The organism is Bradyrhizobium forestalis (assembly GCF_002795245.1).
Classification (GTDB): domain Bacteria; phylum Pseudomonadota; class Alphaproteobacteria; order Rhizobiales; family Xanthobacteraceae; genus Bradyrhizobium; species Bradyrhizobium forestalis.
This window is the reverse complement of the sequence record NZ_PGVG01000015.1, coordinates 12,218-27,676: the sequence shown is the minus strand read 5'-3', so window position 1 is coordinate 27,676 and position 15,459 is coordinate 12,218. Positions and strand designations below refer to the sequence as shown.

Annotated in this window: 9 protein-coding genes and 2 pseudogenes; 7 read left to right on the top strand and 4 right to left on the bottom strand. The window is 59.5% G+C overall.

Annotated elements, in window-relative coordinates; all coding sequences use genetic code 11:
* The first annotated feature begins 81 nt into the window (after positions 1–81).
* From CVM73_RS19045 to CVM73_RS19015, 7 genes and pseudogenes are all read left to right on the top strand, one after another.
* Positions 82–1,335 carry a DUF418 domain-containing protein gene (locus CVM73_RS19045; RefSeq protein ID WP_100233445.1) on the top strand — a complete coding sequence of 418 codons (1,254 nt, stop codon included), beginning with the start codon at positions 82–84 and terminating at the stop codon, positions 1,333–1,335.
* A 973-nt stretch (positions 1,336–2,308) separates the two neighbouring features.
* Positions 2,309–2,410, top strand: a pseudogene (locus CVM73_RS41040) (co-chaperone GroES); the annotation flags it as partial.
* Between the two features lie 100 nt (positions 2,411–2,510).
* On the top strand, positions 2,511–2,825 hold the full coding sequence (locus tag CVM73_RS19035; protein ID WP_100233444.1) for a co-chaperone GroES: 315 nt from the start codon (positions 2,511–2,513) through the stop codon (positions 2,823–2,825).
* A gap of 85 nt (positions 2,826–2,910) precedes the next feature.
* Positions 2,911–4,551, top strand: a complete 1,641-nt coding sequence (gene groL, locus CVM73_RS19030; protein ID WP_100233443.1) for a chaperonin GroEL — start codon at positions 2,911–2,913, stop codon at positions 4,549–4,551.
* 765 nt (positions 4,552–5,316) lie between these two features.
* Positions 5,317–5,448 (top strand): hypothetical protein, encoded by a 132-nt coding sequence (locus tag CVM73_RS41930; RefSeq protein ID WP_488226283.1) that lies wholly within the window; start codon positions 5,317–5,319, stop codon positions 5,446–5,448.
* Positions 5,449–6,201: 753 nt separating this feature from the next.
* Complete coding sequence (locus tag CVM73_RS19020) at positions 6,202–7,818, top strand: acyl-CoA dehydrogenase family protein (RefSeq protein WP_100233442.1); 1,617 nt, start codon at positions 6,202–6,204, stop codon at positions 7,816–7,818.
* 100 nt (positions 7,819–7,918) lie between these two features.
* Positions 7,919–8,134, top strand: a pseudogene (locus CVM73_RS19015) (transposase domain-containing protein); the annotation flags it as partial.
* A gap of 186 nt (positions 8,135–8,320) precedes the next feature.
* On the opposite strand, the gene CVM73_RS41035 reads toward CVM73_RS19015, so the two are convergent.
* The 4 genes from CVM73_RS41035 to CVM73_RS41765 all read right to left on the bottom strand — a co-directional run bounded on the left by CVM73_RS41035 (position 8,321) and on the right by CVM73_RS41765 (position 15,033).
* The gene (locus CVM73_RS41035; RefSeq protein WP_245452351.1) at positions 8,321–11,254 is read right to left on the bottom strand and encodes a Ulp1 family isopeptidase; all 2,934 of its coding nucleotides are present in this window, start codon (positions 11,252–11,254) and stop codon (positions 8,321–8,323) included.
* Positions 11,255–11,578: 324 nt separating this feature from the next.
* On the bottom strand, positions 11,579–12,034 hold the full coding sequence (locus CVM73_RS41770) for an IS1096 element passenger TnpR family protein (protein ID WP_430641309.1): 456 nt from the start codon (positions 12,032–12,034) through the stop codon (positions 11,579–11,581).
* Positions 12,035–13,213: 1,179 nt separating this feature from the next.
* Positions 13,214–13,903: a YopT-type cysteine protease domain-containing protein gene (locus CVM73_RS41030; RefSeq protein WP_283809927.1), complete on the bottom strand. Its 690-nt coding sequence runs from the start codon at positions 13,901–13,903 to the stop codon at positions 13,214–13,216.
* A gap of 806 nt (positions 13,904–14,709) precedes the next feature.
* The gene (locus CVM73_RS41765; protein WP_430641312.1) at positions 14,710–15,033 is read right to left on the bottom strand and encodes a DUF7694 domain-containing protein; all 324 of its coding nucleotides are present in this window, start codon (positions 15,031–15,033) and stop codon (positions 14,710–14,712) included.
* Positions 15,034–15,459: the final 426 nt, after the last annotated feature.

Genomic DNA, 15,459 nt, shown 5'->3' with positions numbered 1-15,459 from the left:
CTCCCCAATTTAGGTAGTTTGACGCAGCACGAGGCGGCATTCTAACTGACTCTCTCCATCGGAAACGGGGGGAGTCCTGCAATGACCGGCGGACGCATCGGCTCGCGAACCGCGCCGGGGAGTGACGCGCCTCCAACGCCTATGAGCCCGTCGGAACGGCTCGACTCGATTGACGTGCTGCGGGGCTTGGCCCTGTTCGGCGTGCTCGCCATGAACATCGTCACCATATTTCGGGTCTCCTTCTTCGCGGCGTTCTTGCCGAACGCGGAGCCGGCGGGGCTGCTCGACCGGGCGGTGGCGGGTGTGCTGACGGTCGCCGTCGACTTCAAGGCGCTTGCGCTGTTCTCGCTGCTGTTTGGCGTCGGCCTCGCCATCCAATTCGAGCGGCTTGCCGGCAATGCACGGCGCATGATCTTGCTCGTGCGCAGGCTCGTGGCGTTGCTGGCGATTGGCCTGGTGCATCTCTATTTGATCTGGAACGGCGACATTCTCGTCGAATATGCGCTGGCGGGCTTCGTGGTGCTGCCCTTCCTCGGCGCCCCGCGGAGGCTCATGGCGGGTGCAGCCCTGCTGCTCCTGGGGCTCTACGTGACCATGCTGGTGCTACCGCCGATCGTGCCGCTGCCGGGTGCAGCCGAGATGGCCGCTCTTGCCGCAGACGCGGCGCGTGCCTACGGCACGGGCGGATTTTTCGACGTACTCGCGTTCCGGATCCGGGAGGTGCCGGTGATTTTTCCGGTGCACGTCTTGATCTTTCCGCGCACTGTAGCGCTGTTCCTGGTCGGCGCCTTCGCGTGGCGCAGCGGGGTTGTGCGTCGGACTTCGGCGAACCGGCGCCTGCTGTTCGTGGTCGCAACCTTTGGCATTCTTCTCGGGGGCGGATTGAGCCTCGCGGCAGCAGGACATGAGCTCTTCGATTGGTCGTCGCTCGGGCGCGCGCATATTCCGGTGGAACAGCTGGGGGCGGTCGTGTTGGCCCTGGGTTATGCGGCCGCGGTCATCGCCGCTGTGAACCTCTCGGGCGGGCGGAAGATGCTGAGCTGGGCCGCGCCGGTTGGCCGCATGGCGTTCACCAACTATCTGGCGCAATCTGTGATCTGCGGCTGGATCTTCTACGGTTATGGTCTAGGCCAATTTGGTCGCCTCGGCGTGGCCGCGACACTGGGGATCGGCATTTTGGTGTATGTCGCGCAGGTGGTGTTCAGCGCGTGGTGGCTGCGCCGCTATCGGTTCGGTCCTGTCGAGTGGCTCTGGCGCTCGTGCATGTATGGGGTACCGCAGCGGATGCGGGCAACGGTCAATTTAGCCATTATACGCACGACCAGAGCAGTTTGATGCGGCCCCCTATCAAACTGCCTCTTGCTTCAAGAGGAAGCCACCCAAGCGGGTACGGCTGGTTTTGCCCTTCAGCGCCCCCGGGAGATGTCCGCTTTTCCGCCGCTGTTGGGGTGAGCGGACATCAGGCGGCCGGTCACTTAGTGAGTACGTACATGGCCTAGTCAGCCGCGAACACAACAAATGTGAAGAAGACGGTGAGCATCCGGAGTGGGCGACCCGGGCTGCTAGAACTGAGGAACCGGATTTCCATCAGCACCGCTGTACCATGGTGGCTGACGCTCCAAGGCTCGAACGTGGGGAAGCGGAAGCATGATCCAACGCTGACGAGAGGATGTGACGAACGCGGTTTGCCGTCGTAGTTGCCAAGCGTGCAGAAGCGCGGCTCGCTCGAACGTGTGGTCGGCGACCGCGGCGGAACGCCGTGCCGATGACGCCTGACTCCGTGCGCCATTGTCATGGCCCGCCTCTGCTGTGTTCGTACCGCAGCATCCAGTGGCCTGATCAAGGTCGGTGCAGATAACTTCTTGAACGCCCGCGCTCGGGATGTCGGCATAATCTTTATTATGCGCGAGGGTCTCATATTGTTCGGGCCGGGCTCTTCGATGGATCTTGTGCGCCGCACGTTTTCCCGGCGCCAGCCCCTCGATGCTCGCTGTCAGACGACAGCAATCATGTGCAGCCCGGCTACCGCCTTCGAAATACGCGGTGCTTCGATCGGTCTAAGGGCCGTTAATGTTGAGGACGCCCGGGCCCCAACCGGGTGTTTCGGTGAAACGCAATGTCATCTTCGCAACAACTTGGCGGGCCGTGTATCTGATGGCGTTTGCTTCCGGACAAAGACACGCGCAGGCCAGGCAACGATTCAGCAGAACTGCAGCTATCGATCGTTCAGCTCATTTTTGGCCTGACTCTTGCTATAATTTGTCTTGTCACAATGTGACTATCTCCAACTTGAGCTCAGGAGACTTGCATGAATTTTCGTCCGCTTCACGACCGCTTCGTGGTCAAGCGCATCGACGCCGATACAGCTTGTGGGGTTATCATTCCCGACACAGCCACGCAAAAGCTGCAGGCATGGATCGTTCAGCTCATTATTGGCCTGACCCTTGCTATAATTGGGCTTGTCACACTGTGACTATCTCCAACTTGTTCGAAACGCTCAGGAGTCTTGTATGAATTTTCGTCCGCTTCACGACCGCGTCGTGGTCAAGCGCATCGACGCCGATGAGAAGACCGCTGGTGGCATTATCATTCCCGACACAGCCAAGGAAAAGCCCTCGCAGGGCGAAGTCATTGCAATTGGCCCGGGCGGCCGCGATGAGACTGGGAAGCTGATTCCGATTGACATCCAGGTCGGGGACCGCGTGCTGTTCGGCAAATGGTCGGGCACCGAAGTCAAGATCGACAGCGAGGAGCTGTTGATCATGAAGGAGAGCGACATCATGGGCGTTCTCACCGATGTGTTTCCCAAGAAGAAAGCCGCCTAACCCAGCGATCGCACAGCTCACTCCCTGACGAGCGCCCACTTAGGCGCACTGAAGGATGAGAAAATAAGAACTGAGGAAATTCTTTATGTCAGCCAAAGAAGTCAAATTCGGAGTAGACGCGCGGGACCGCATGCTGCGCGGCGTCGACATCCTCGCCAATGCCGTGCAGGTCACGCTCGGTCCAAAGGGTCGCAACGTCGTGCTCGACAAGTCGTTCGGCGCTCCCCGCATCACCAAGGACGGCGTTGCCGTCGCCAAGGACATCGAACTCGATGACAAGTTCGAGAACATGGGCGCCCAGATGGTGCGCGAAGTAGCTTCGAAGGCGGCGGATGCTGCCGGCGACGGCACCACCACTGCGACCGTCCTGGCCGCCGCGATTGTCCGCGAAGGCGCCAAGTCGGTTGCCGCCGGTATGAACCCGATGGACCTGAAGCGCGGCATCGATCTCGCGGTCGAAGCCGTCGTTGCGGACCTGCAGAAGAACTCCAAGAAGGTCACCTCGAACGAGGAGATCGCCCAAGTCGGCACCATCTCGGCCAACGGCGACCAGGAGATCGGCAAGTTCCTCGCCGACGCCGTGAAGAAGGTCGGCAACGAAGGCGTGATCACGGTCGAGGAAGCCAAGTCGCTCGAGACCGAACTCGACGTCGTCGAGGGCATGCAGTTCGACCGCGGCTACATCTCGCCCTACTTCGTCACCAACGCCGACAAGATGCGCGTTGAGATGGACGACGCCTACATCCTCATCAACGAGAAGAAGCTCTCCTCGCTGAACGAGCTGCTGCCGTTGCTCGAGGCCGTGGTGCAGAGTGGTAAGCCGCTGGTCATCGTCGCTGAAGACGTCGAAGGCGAAGCGCTCGCGACGCTGGTCGTGAACCGCCTGCGCGGCGGCCTGAAGGTCGCGGCCGTCAAGGCTCCGGGCTTCGGCGACCGCCGCAAGGCCATGCTGCAGGACATCGCGGTCCTGACCGGCGGCCAGGCGATCTCGGAAGATCTCGGCATCAAGCTCGAGAACGTCACGCTCAACATGCTCGGTCGCGCCAAGAAGGTGATGATCGACAAGGAGAACACCACGATCGTCAACGGCGCCGGCAAGAAGGCCGACATCGAGGCGCGCGTGGCCCAGATCAAGGCGCAGATCGAGGAGACCACCTCGGACTACGACCGCGAGAAGCTCCAGGAGCGTCTGGCCAAGCTCGCCGGCGGCGTCGCGGTGATCCGCGTCGGCGGCGCGACCGAGGTCGAGGTGAAGGAGCGCAAGGATCGCGTTGATGACGCGATGCATGCGACCCGCGCCGCTGTCGAGGAAGGCATTCTGCCGGGCGGCGGCGTCGCCCTGCTCCGTGCCTCCGAGCAGCTCAAGGGCCTGCGGACCAAGAACGACGACCAGAAGACCGGCGTCGAGATCGTGCGCAAGGCGCTGTCCTGGCCGGCCCGCCAGATCGCGATTAACGCCGGTGAAGACGGTTCGATCGTGGTCGGCAAAGTCCTGGACAACGAGCAGTACTCTTATGGCTTCGATGCGCAGACGGGCGAGTATAGCAACCTAGTCTCCAAGGGCATCATTGACCCGACCAAGGTCGTGCGTATCGCGGTCCAGAACGCCTCCTCGGTGGCGGCGCTGCTGATCACGACGGAAGCCATGGTTGCCGAGCTGCCGAAGAAGGCCGCGGCCGGTCCAGCAATGCCTCCAGGCGCCGGCATGGGCGGTATGGACTTCTGATCCACTCTGTCAAACTGTCGACGACCATGCAAAACCCTGGCACGAATGCCAGGGTTTTGCCTCGGCGACCTTGCAACGTAGTCCTAGCAAGCCGCGCCAAAAGCCCAACCTATCGGCCTATCCGTATGAACGGCGCTAGGGCCCAGACCTAATTTGCTTGTGACTTTTCGCTCGGTTGCGGCAAAATCGTCGATCTGTTGCCGATGCCCCCTGGCGGCGTTTTTTGTTGTAGTATTTGCGCCAAATCTCCCCCTTTTTCTGTGCGTCTGCAAGGCTGAGGCCCGATCGGTGTTGAGATCCCGCCCGGAAGCGACCGCAAGCGCATTATTGTTTGGCTTGCCGGGCTGCCAAACTCAGCACGCCGAGCTGTAGCCGTCAGGCAAGATGCACGAGACTAACTCGCTGCTCTGCTCGACGCGGATCGTCGACATCCCACTTCTCTGTAGGCCATTTCAGGTATCTCCACGACGTCGCTGTCGAAGCTCGCAATCCGCAAATCCCACAATAGATGCGGATCGGTTTCATGGAATTCTCTCCAGTCTCGGCACGACTTTTGATTCGTTCCCTTCGCAGAGCAGCAGCCACGCCGTAACTGTCATCAGCCGCAGGCCACCCGAGAGAAACATGAGGAAAGCCAAAGTTCTGATCGATCGCGACTTTACATTGGTCACACGGACCCTAGTCTGTTTGGTGCTTTCGCCGAACATCTGGGCCGATGCACTATGATAGCCCGGCCATGCAGACGAAAGAGGTTTTCGGAAGGACGTGCTGGCGCTGGTGAAGGAGCTCGGCCCGACCCTCGTTCGATACCCTGGCGGCAATTTCGTCTCCGGTTACAATTGGGAGGACGGCGTTGGACCACCCGAAACGAGGCCGGCGCGCCTCGACTTGGCCTAGTTCAGCACCGAGCCGAACAGCCCCAATGAATTCATGGACTGGTGCAGGGCCGCCGATGTCGCGCCGATGATTGCCGTCAATCCGGGGACCCGTCGCGGCGATGCCGCTCGCAATCTGGTCGAATACTGCAACCATCCCAGAGGAACTGCGTGGTCGGAGCTCATCAAATCCTGAGTACCGGTCGCCTTCCGGAGCAATTACGTACCGGCTTCTGGGTTGCGTTCGACGAACGCGCAAGCAAGGACCAGCTGAATTGCACAAATGATGATCGGGGGCCCTGCACCAGGGAGCCAGCCCAGGGATCGAACCGCGGCTTCGGTCCACATTCGAAAACGTTCTTCCTTGACCATTGTCCCACATCACCGTTCGGGTGCTCGTGGCGAGAGATCAAGGTAGGCGGCCCTGAACACGATGGGAGCGATCCGTTTGCAGACGCGAGCGCAAGATCATTCGGTTCGTTTCGTTGGTACTGCGCGTATGCCCGCGCTATGCCGAACAGCCACGGAGGACATGATTGAAAGCCCATGCCGATTGGTGCATGACGGATCTCTCCCCGGTCGTCTCTCTTTGGGACGAAACACCAATCGACAACGCTGTGTGAGTTTGAGGGGAATGGGAGATCACTGAAACGAGCGTGCGCCTCCGATAGGTCATATCGACAAGACTTACCTTGATGAGAGCCCGCGCAGCGGCCGCAATAAATCCAAGTCCCGGAGAACGTGCTTATACTGCGCTTACATCCACACTATACCAATGTGTAACCGAGATAGCCACGGGGATGAATTGGCACGAAGCGCGACCGGGTTCATTGTCGGACTTATGACTATGTATGCTCAGGTTTACTCCCAATTCCGGGAGGCGCAGGAACGCACGGCCGAGGGCCGTGCAGCTGCACTATACTCCAGTTTGATCTCTGACCTCAGTCAGCTGAATTTCGCTGACGCGGATGACCGCCGGGCATTCCCTCCGACCCTACACAGCATATTGGCAAGGCATGGACTGTTCGGGCTCACCACACCAGGAGAGCACGGCGGATTAGCTCTTCCGTTGCAGGAAGCCATCAACCTCATCTCCGCCACTGCATCCTTCGATGTCTCCGCTGCCTCTACCCTCGTCATCCATAACTTCCTGGCCTTGCCCTGCATCCAAGCGGCACCGCACATCCCCGAGCAAAAGCATATCATTTGGGGTGCAACACGTGGCGATCTCTGCGCTTTCGCTTTGACGGAGCCCGGAGCTGGCTCGGCCCCGAGGCACATAGAGGCTTCGGCTCTCATGCGCGAAGATAAAGTTCGTATCTCTGGCCGCAAGATCTGGATCGGCCTCGCTGACTGGGCTCGCTGGATCGTTTGCTTTGCGCGCGCGTCTGGACCCGATGCGAAAGGTCGCCTCGTTGGTGTACTCGTTGACAGGCAAGCTCCAGGCCTAAAGGTCACGCACGAGCATCGCACACTCGGTCTACGTGGCATCATTCAGAATACCCTGGAGTTCCACGACGTCGAGGTGCCGCGTTCGTACGTGCTCTCTCGCGATCAAGACGGCTGGGGCGCGGCGGCATCTAGTATGAACCGCGGCCGTGTCGGTGTGGCTGCTATGGGTCTTGGAGCCCTTGAGCGCGCTATCCAGGTCGCAGCCTCTTATGCAAGCCATCGTCGGCTCGGTAAACTGCGTATGATCGAGAACAGCTACATCGAGCAGTTATTTGGACAGATGGTGCTGCGGCGGGAAGTCGTGAAGGCGATGCTGGCCGCATCCTGCCGACTTGTTTCAGCGCAGGGCGCGCCAAACGTCCACCTTGCGTCGGCAACGAAGGTTTTGTCCTCGGAGTGGTGCGGCCTTGTCGCTGATCAATGCGTCCAGCTCTTAGGTGGCCGTGGTTACGACGAGGGAGCGCCTTTAGCCAAAATCTATCGAGACGCTCGCATCCTTCGCATCTTCGAAGGTCCGACTGAGGCACTCCTATCACATCTCGGCCGCTGCCTCCTCTCTAAAGCCACGCGTGACGAAATAGCCAATCTCTTTCGGTCAGTTGGAGCGGCATCAGTCCATGCTGCTGCAATCGAGGAGCTCTCTGGGCTCAATGAGACCGACGGTGCCGTGCTGATCTATGCGGGTTGGCTCACCACATTGGGACTGGCAAAAGCTGTCATGTCTGCTGGTTGCTTCTCTGCCTCAGATTGCGCGGCAGCGGCGGCTGACCTGGTCAGTTCCGAACTTGCAACTCTCCGTACTCGCGCGCCGACTCGGCAATCTGTCGAAGTCCGCGATCGGGCTAGTCGGACTCTGACCACCTTCCTTGAAGACGCGGCCTGTTCTATTCGCTCACCTGTCCTCACGGACGATTACCTTAGATTGGTGCAGTATGTCTGACATCTGGCGGATGCCGGACGTCTTTCCACCTGGTGGTCCTGGCAGCCGCCGGCCAGTCCTCACCATCAGCGTTTGAGGCGCCGAAAGCATCATGCCCTTTAACAATTGCGCTGAGGGCGCATTGAGAGGCACCGCCTTGGGAGCCCAACTGGACCTTCATAGCCAGCGTGGGGCCGATCGTGCCGCCACCATGCTGACGATGATCAGGACCTGTCGCCTCAGCGACGTCGAGCCCAAGGCCTGTCTCACCGAGGTCCTGACCCGGATCGCCGACCTTCCCGCGACACGCCTGCACGAACTGCTGCCCTGGGAATGAAAGCTCCTGCACCAGGCCGATAAGCCCGCCGCAGAGCTCATTGTGCCCGCGCACATGCGTCAATGAGGCGGTTTTCGTCGTATGCGTGCGCACCTCCTCACGTGAGACACTATGATGCTCTGCGAACACACCGATTGCGGATCTTCGATCGGCAAGAAGCGCATTTGAGTCGATCGCGCACCCTGTTCAGTTGAAGCGGACACCAGGGCCTAGTCGGTCCCGCAGTGCCTCACGACTGATGACAAGATTATTGAGGTTCAGGTCCGGCCGTCTTGCTGCCAATCGCCGAACCAGTTCCCGGGTGCCGTCCACGACAAAGACGCCGCAGTCATAACCGTTCTGCTGCTGTCTTATCGGTACCCGTTGCAGGTTAGCGTCGAGCCGTCCTGCGAGTTCCGCTGCGTGCCTGTCATTGTATCCCTGGGTGGAGTCATAGTGATAGGCGACCGGCCGGCCCCGATCGCGGCGATCAACCAGCAGCAGCGACCAGTGACTGCCGCGCCGATGTCTGTCCGTATCGCTGGCATCGCTCACCGGCAGGAATAAGAAGTCGGCTGTATCATAGCGAACCCACCCTAATGCTCGTTCGGCGACCTCCTTAAAGGGAGATCGCAACATCTGGGCTATCAGGGGATCCACGAACCGCGTTCGGGCGGCGAGATCCGGATTGTTTTGCTGTAACTCGTGCGCCAGGAGCTCATAATCCCGCTGGATATGCTCGTCACCCAGCCACTGCGTGGGGCCCAGAACGGGCCCGCTGCGATGGTCGGAATAGGCAGCGGTAGCCGTTGGGCCAAGCTGAGCACCCGGGACAGGGGGCGGGCGAGGATCGTGGATGAATTGCGCGTCGCCGCCTCTTCGGCGCCCCAATGTGATCGAGTAGGTCTCACCGTTCATGGAGACCTTCATTGGGCCGCTGAACTGGGTCGGCCGGCCCTCGATGTTATCCGGGACACCGAGCAGGAAATCCGGTACCGGCTTGGAGCCATCCTGCCAATCCTCGTCGGCTCGGTATCCGATGTCCTCAAGTTCCTGAAGCACGCCCGACCGCCCGACGAAGAATTCGGGTTTACCGCCGGAGTTGAGCACCGGCGCTGACTGAGCATCATCTTGCATCTGCTGTGGTGTGTACGGCAAATCAACGAAAGAGTTGAGCCCACGGTAGATGTCCGTCGACTGAGCTGGCGTGTGTGGTGGTTCGGTGAAGAGCGGCGGTGTGGCGGCAGCCCCACCCAAGGGCGCTGACTGAGCATCGTCTCGCATGTGCTGCGGCGTGTACGGCAAATCAACCAAAGAGTTGAGCCCGCGGTAGATGTCCGACGACTGAGCTGGCGTGTCTGGTGGCTCGGTGAAGAGCGGCGGTCTGGCGGCAACCCCACCCAAGGGCGCTGACTGAGCATCGTCTCGCATCTGCGGCGGTGTGTACGGCAAGTCAACCAAAGAGCTGAGACCGGGGTAGATGTCCGACGACTGAGCTCGCGAGTAGGATGGTTCGGTGAAGAGCGGCGGTCTGCGTGCAGCCCCACCCACCGGCGCTGATTGAGCATCATCTCGCATCTGCTGCGGCGTGTACGGCAAGTCAACCAAAGAGTTGAGACCGCGGTAGATGTCTGACGACTGAGCTGGCGCGTCTGATGGTTCGGTGAAGAGCGGCGGTCTCCCCGCAGCCCCAGCCACCGGCGCTGACTGAGCATCGTCTCGCATCTGCTGCGGTGTGTACGGCAAATCCACGAGAGAATTGAGACCGCTGTAGATGCCTAACGACTGAGCTGGCGTCTCAGGTGACCCGATGAAGAGCGGCGGTCCGGCGGCAGCCCTACCGACCGGCGCGGACTCAGCATCGTCTTGCATCTGCTGCGGTGTGTATGGGAGATCAACGAAAGAATTGAGACCGCGGTAGATGTCTGACGACTGAGCTGGCGTGTTAGATGATCCGGTGAAGAGTGGCGGTCTCCCCGCAGCCCCACCCCCCGGCCCGGACTGAGCATCGTCTCTCACCTCCTGCAAGGAGTGCGGCAGATCAACCAAAGAGTCGAGACCTCGGTAGATCGCGGACGACCCATCTGGCACCGCTTCCGGCGTCGGCCACTCGAAATCGGACGGCAGGTGCGGCGACCACGTTGAGTTCGACTCGCCACGCCGCGGCTCTCCGCCCGCCCGATCAGGGGAGACGCCCAGCGCAGCGTTCGCCTCGACGAGCAATAGGTAGCTCCGAAGACGATCGAAGCCCATGTCGGCGTTTCGACTGGCTTTTTTAAAGTCCGTGTGATCGTCGTTCAAAGACTTTTGCTGTTCACTGGTGCCGGTGAGTCGGCTCACTATGCTCCGTCGCCCCTCCCTTTGAAGCCACCCCCCGAATCTTCGTTGGTTCTGGGCCAGATTTTGAACAACTTTTCTCCGGCTGTCCTCGGGTTTAAGCATGCTCAGCTCTGCCTTTTCCAGGTCATCTATGATGCGAGCGTCATCGGGGTAAAGATGCAATGTGGGCGACGGGGCAGCACGACGGCTGGGCTTCCGAGATGCACCCGCTGCGGAAACGCCCTCGGCCTCGCCAACCTTCTTTAACGCGATCAATACATGCTCGTCCTTCGGGGACCACTTCTGAGCGAATTCAATGCGCGCGGCGTGGTCTAGCCCGGATATCGAGTAGCCCGCACCATTAAGCGCTTTAGAAAATCTGCGAAGACTACGATCATAAAGAGCGACGCTGCCCGGCGTCATGCCGCTGGCCTTAAGCCGCTCTGAGAGGGGCGCGTCGTCCGCTGAGGGCATTGTGCGCGGCCGCCCGCCAGAAGATACAAAGCTCGGATCATGATACGCACGAAGGACACCCAACCCCTTCTTCATGTCTTCGTCCTTCGGGAAGTTGGTCTTGACGTAACGGACCAGGGCCTCATGATCCCCCAGATCAATCGTTTGGCGATGAGCGCCAAGATGATTTCCTAGTCGACGAAGCGCCTGAGTGTAGCGCTTAACTGTCTTCGGCGTCGGGCTCTTCTGAGCCTCATATTGGGCAATCGCCTTGTCGATAGTGTCCCGCTGTTCTGTAGAGAGATGGGGATGGTGGTTGTGGCCGCCACCAGAGACAGGACTCGGGTCGGTTGGGCGCGCCTCGGTCAAGTGCTGCTCAAAGACCTCTTGCGCGTCATGGCCCCCCTGGTGCTCGTCCGGAACAGCTTGCTGCGCCCGGGACCAAGCTGGGACATTGGACGGATCAAAATTATATGGGTCCATGCTAGCCTCACGTCCAAGAAACAATTGAGTTGATCGTATTATGGATAGGCTTTCCAGAAGCTGACGAGGCCGTCGCCGAATCAATGCATAGCCACATCTCCAAAAGGAAACTGCCCCGCGCCTCTCAATCGTCGCGGGGTTTCATGGGATTCAGAACCCGCCTTGCTCGCAGCCGAGAGGCCTTCCGGCGGCATGGGACCCGATGCCTCGTCATTGCTCTGGTTGCAAAACGGCATACCGGCGGCTCCGCACTTGACCGCGGTCGATCTTCTCTCGCGGTTGGAAGTGTATGCGCCCGGTCGGTCCAGCGGCTGACGCGCCTTCCATTTTCCGGACAATGCGAAGACGACCGGCAGCGATCAGATCTATCTGGGCCGCGCGGGCCCAGTGTTCGTGCTCGGGAACAGACGGATGACCTTTGACATCGAGGTATTCGACATCGTCCGACACACCGCCGACATCTCCCTCGGGACGCGACCGGCGGCATCGAGTAATAATGAAAGGCCGTTCGTTGTCATGTTGCCGATCACTTTCGAGCTTGATCGGATGGGCCCAGCTGTAGTCGAAGTCCAGAGATAATGGATCGTCTTTCCTGCGATGTCGCAGAGCCGCGCCTTTGCAAATATCGATGGACTTCTGCTGACACCTTCTCGCGGCACATGGCATATGCGAGTTTCACGCTCTCTTTGAAGAGATCGGCTTATGTCTATGCTTGATCATACCGTTAAATCGGATGCCCGCTGGACAGATGGGTGGGTTCCAGAAGGGCACCGACCCACACCCGCAGCTTTCGCTTTTGTGAATCGCGTCGGGTTCGTCAGCTTTCGGAAAGCTAGTCCCTGTACGGTGACGTCGAAGTTAGTGGTGCGTGGTAGGGACAGCGCTTGCCCCGTGTATGCGTGGGGCTTTTGGGCGCCGAGTCACGTTTCTGCTAACTTCAACCAGTGCGGGCGTGGCAGCGACAGCGTCTGATCCACCGGCCTGACCAACGCCGAGTCGCGCCCGTGCTGCTCCCGGTGTGAGACTGGGATCATATGAAAACCACCAGACGACATCTTCCAGATCAAACTAATAGCCAGCTTGCGCCCGCTCCGCGGAGAGGGGTCCAGGCCGTAAATTCGAAAATTGTTAAATGACCTTGTAATCGGCTCGGCGCAAACGTTTGCTTGGAACGAACACGGTGCGTAGTGCTATCATTTTTGGTCCGGTTTTGAGATCTTCAACCAGAGCCGGACCTCAGCGAAAGCGCAGTGACGAGGATAAGGGCAAGGATTGTTGCGCAGCGCGTGGCGAGCGTCGTGTCGTTCGCGCGCTGGTGCTACGGCACGCATTGTCGCTGACAGCAGCTGTTTGGCTGACGAGGTCAGTAGAGAAACGGGCCTGCGACGATTCCGAAGCAAACCGAAAAAACAGCTTGTGCCGCGTGTGTTGGATGCGTGATGCCCGCCCTTAGCCCTAAGCTCAAGGGCTAAAGGCGTCGAAACTCCCAACGAGGAAATTAGCCAGCTATCAGGAAAGTCTAACGGGCCAACGGTCCTGCTTGTGTGCAAGCGCAGCCCATTCAGACTTTGACGCGCCAGGGCACAAGCTCATCAACCTGAGTGACCGGCCAGCCTCTCTCTGAACATTCTCCCCTCGCCGCACTACTTCCAGAGAGCTTCTCTTGAGCGTGCCCCTCCAACGTCCGAAGGGCCGCGGTGAGCTTCGCTAACACGTCGGGCGCGCGTTCAGGGCGCCACATCCATGTTCCCTGCCGTGGGTGCGCTGTCGGAGGCTGCGGCTGTCCGGCATCGATCGCGAAAGATTCACTCGCGGGCCTCGGGTCTGTTGCAACCTCCGAAACACTCACGTTATCCTTTGTGTGGCGACAGTCGATATATCATGTCGATTCGGGTTCCTGTAGCGATCGGCGAGACTTTTGAACAACTCACCCATCTGATCTGACCGAACAGTAAATTCCCCATAATTAGGATCAAAGAGGGTCGTCATTCCATTCGATGTGGACGTTGCGATTGTGTGGGCGCCACCTGCGGCGAAACGCAAGCTGACCAAATAGATCGACCCATCGTCAGTGACCTCATTCACGATTCGGTCAATGCTCGAAGATGTACCAAACTCATATTGAGTCTGTTCGGCGAACGGCTCTATGCCGGCTTCGCGTAACATCGTACTTTTTGCCTGAAGGTTGTGAGAACCTTCCGCCCCATCACTTCGCAACAGACTCTTGAGGTCTTCATACCGCTGCTGCCGCATTGCCGCTGAGTTGTGATTTTGAGTGCCCGGGCGCAGCGCGCTCATCCGGGATGAAGGACTGCGCGGGAGATTGAGCAGCCACTCCGCTGCCAATCCAACGCAGATTCCGTTGACATTGGCCTCGGACAATTCAGCAGTCCTGTATTCGAACAGAGGACGGATAGGCCTCGCTGGCGAGGATGAATTTGAGCTGGAGGACACAGGGGATGTGCTGGGGTCCGAGGTGCTTGGACTATAAATGATTGCATCTGAGGTCTGTGGCTTGCTGCAACATAGCCCCATTTTGTCGGACAATTCCCCAGCTGCCGGGCTCTCCCGTTGAGCGAGATCCGTCAATGTTTGGGCAAATTCGTAACTGTCCGCCGACCGACTCGGTTCGTCAGCTTGATCAGGGCGTGTCGATCGGTCACTAACTCGATTATACATGTCGGTTCGCCTGCTTCTTCAGCGTACTTTTCCTCAGAGCGCGGGCTGCTTACGCTCTGCTTGCGGATGATCTTGCGGCAAGCTGACGACGAGCTGACAACCAGATATTTGGCGAATCTACCGCCTCCCCCGCGCCTAGTTGGTGTCTGGACCGTCTCTGCCTACGAGCCCCGCTCCAGAGGCGGGGTAGTCGTCCACGAGCTCATGACTGTCGCACAGCGACGGCAAGCCGACCTTGTGCAATTCCGGATGCAGTCAGGGTGACGGGCCGACAACGCCTCCTTCGTCAAACCGAATTCGACGGTCGCGTTGGCCTCGATTCACCATCATTGCGTTATTTCGCCTCGGCACACACTTCTCGCGCCAAAGAAGTGCGCCATTCGCGTCCTCGGATCGCGCACTGATTGCCTTGTGACCGGTCGCGTCGACTGTTGTTGCTGGCGAAGCGCCTTCAGCACGGCTCCGCGATCTTTCCGGGATCAGTGCACTGTTAGCTGCTCCCAGTTGATCGCAGCTAATTCAGGCTCAGGCCCCCGCACACGGCAACCGCCGATCGATCCTGACATATACCCGCTTTTGACGCGTCAGTTCGGCGGCGCCGAATCGGTGCTTCTGCAGCCGCTCGGCGTCACCTTCCGCTTGGATATTAATAACTCAGCTCATCATGGTGTCGCGCTGATCCGCGCGAACAACATTGCCGCGTCTGAGGGCCCTAGTCCAACGATGCCTACAAAGCTCGGCGGCGGCATCGGGATGTCCCGATGAGTGGGTCTCCACAGGTGAAGGCAATATCGGCTGTTATTCACATACTGCGAATGTGGCGGATGCAGTTGCATGACGCACTCCTCTTCATCCCAGAACAGGTCCTTGACAAAGCACATCTCTTCCCAGTTCGGACAACGCCGCGGCGTCGAGACAGCGACATGCTCCCAGCCAGGACGGACAAATCCAGTTATCTTTAGTTCACACCCGCAAGGCCCCTGCACAAAGAACACGCCGCAAGGACCTGATCCCGGAACCGTAGCGAACCGGCCGTGTTGCACGCGGCCGGCCTCCAGCTTCTCTATCAGCCGCGCTCGCACGCCCGCTCCTCTGCCTTTCGGAGGGCCTTGAACTCGATGCAGATGACGTTGTCTCGCAACTCGTAAACCGGTTCGATCCTCGGCCCAGCGCTCCTATACCGCTCTTCAGAGCACCATCTGAGCAAACCGCAGATGTCCATCATCACTCGTTCTCCTGCTATAGTCTTCGATCGCATTGTGGGCCGAGCGCTCTCAGGGGCCACTGATTGCCTGAGTACGGCGGTAACGATCTGGGCGATAGCGAATCAGTCCGCCAATCGCAACTTCCCGTCATGATGCAACTCTGTCATCGAGCCCCTCTCATGCGACGCATCTTACTCACCGATGCCA

Bases quoted from the DNA above. Each gene is read 5' to 3' on its own strand.
- CVM73_RS19045 (WP_100233445.1), top strand. From the start codon at position 82: ATGACCGGCGGACGCATCGGCTCGCGAACCGCGCCGGGGAGTGACGCG.
- CVM73_RS19035 (WP_100233444.1), top strand. From the start codon at position 2,511: ATGAATTTTCGTCCGCTTCACGACCGCGTCGTGGTCAAGCGCATCGAC.
- groL (WP_100233443.1), top strand. From the start codon at position 2,911: ATGTCAGCCAAAGAAGTCAAATTCGGAGTAGACGCGCGGGACCGCATG.
- CVM73_RS19020 (WP_100233442.1), top strand. From the start codon at position 6,202: ATGTGTAACCGAGATAGCCACGGGGATGAATTGGCACGAAGCGCGACC.
- CVM73_RS41770 (WP_430641309.1), bottom strand. From the start codon at position 12,034: ATGCCATGTGCCGCGAGAAGGTGTCAGCAGAAGTCCATCGATATTTGC.
- CVM73_RS41030 (WP_283809927.1), bottom strand. From the start codon at position 13,903: ATGGGGCTATGTTGCAGCAAGCCACAGACCTCAGATGCAATCATTTAT.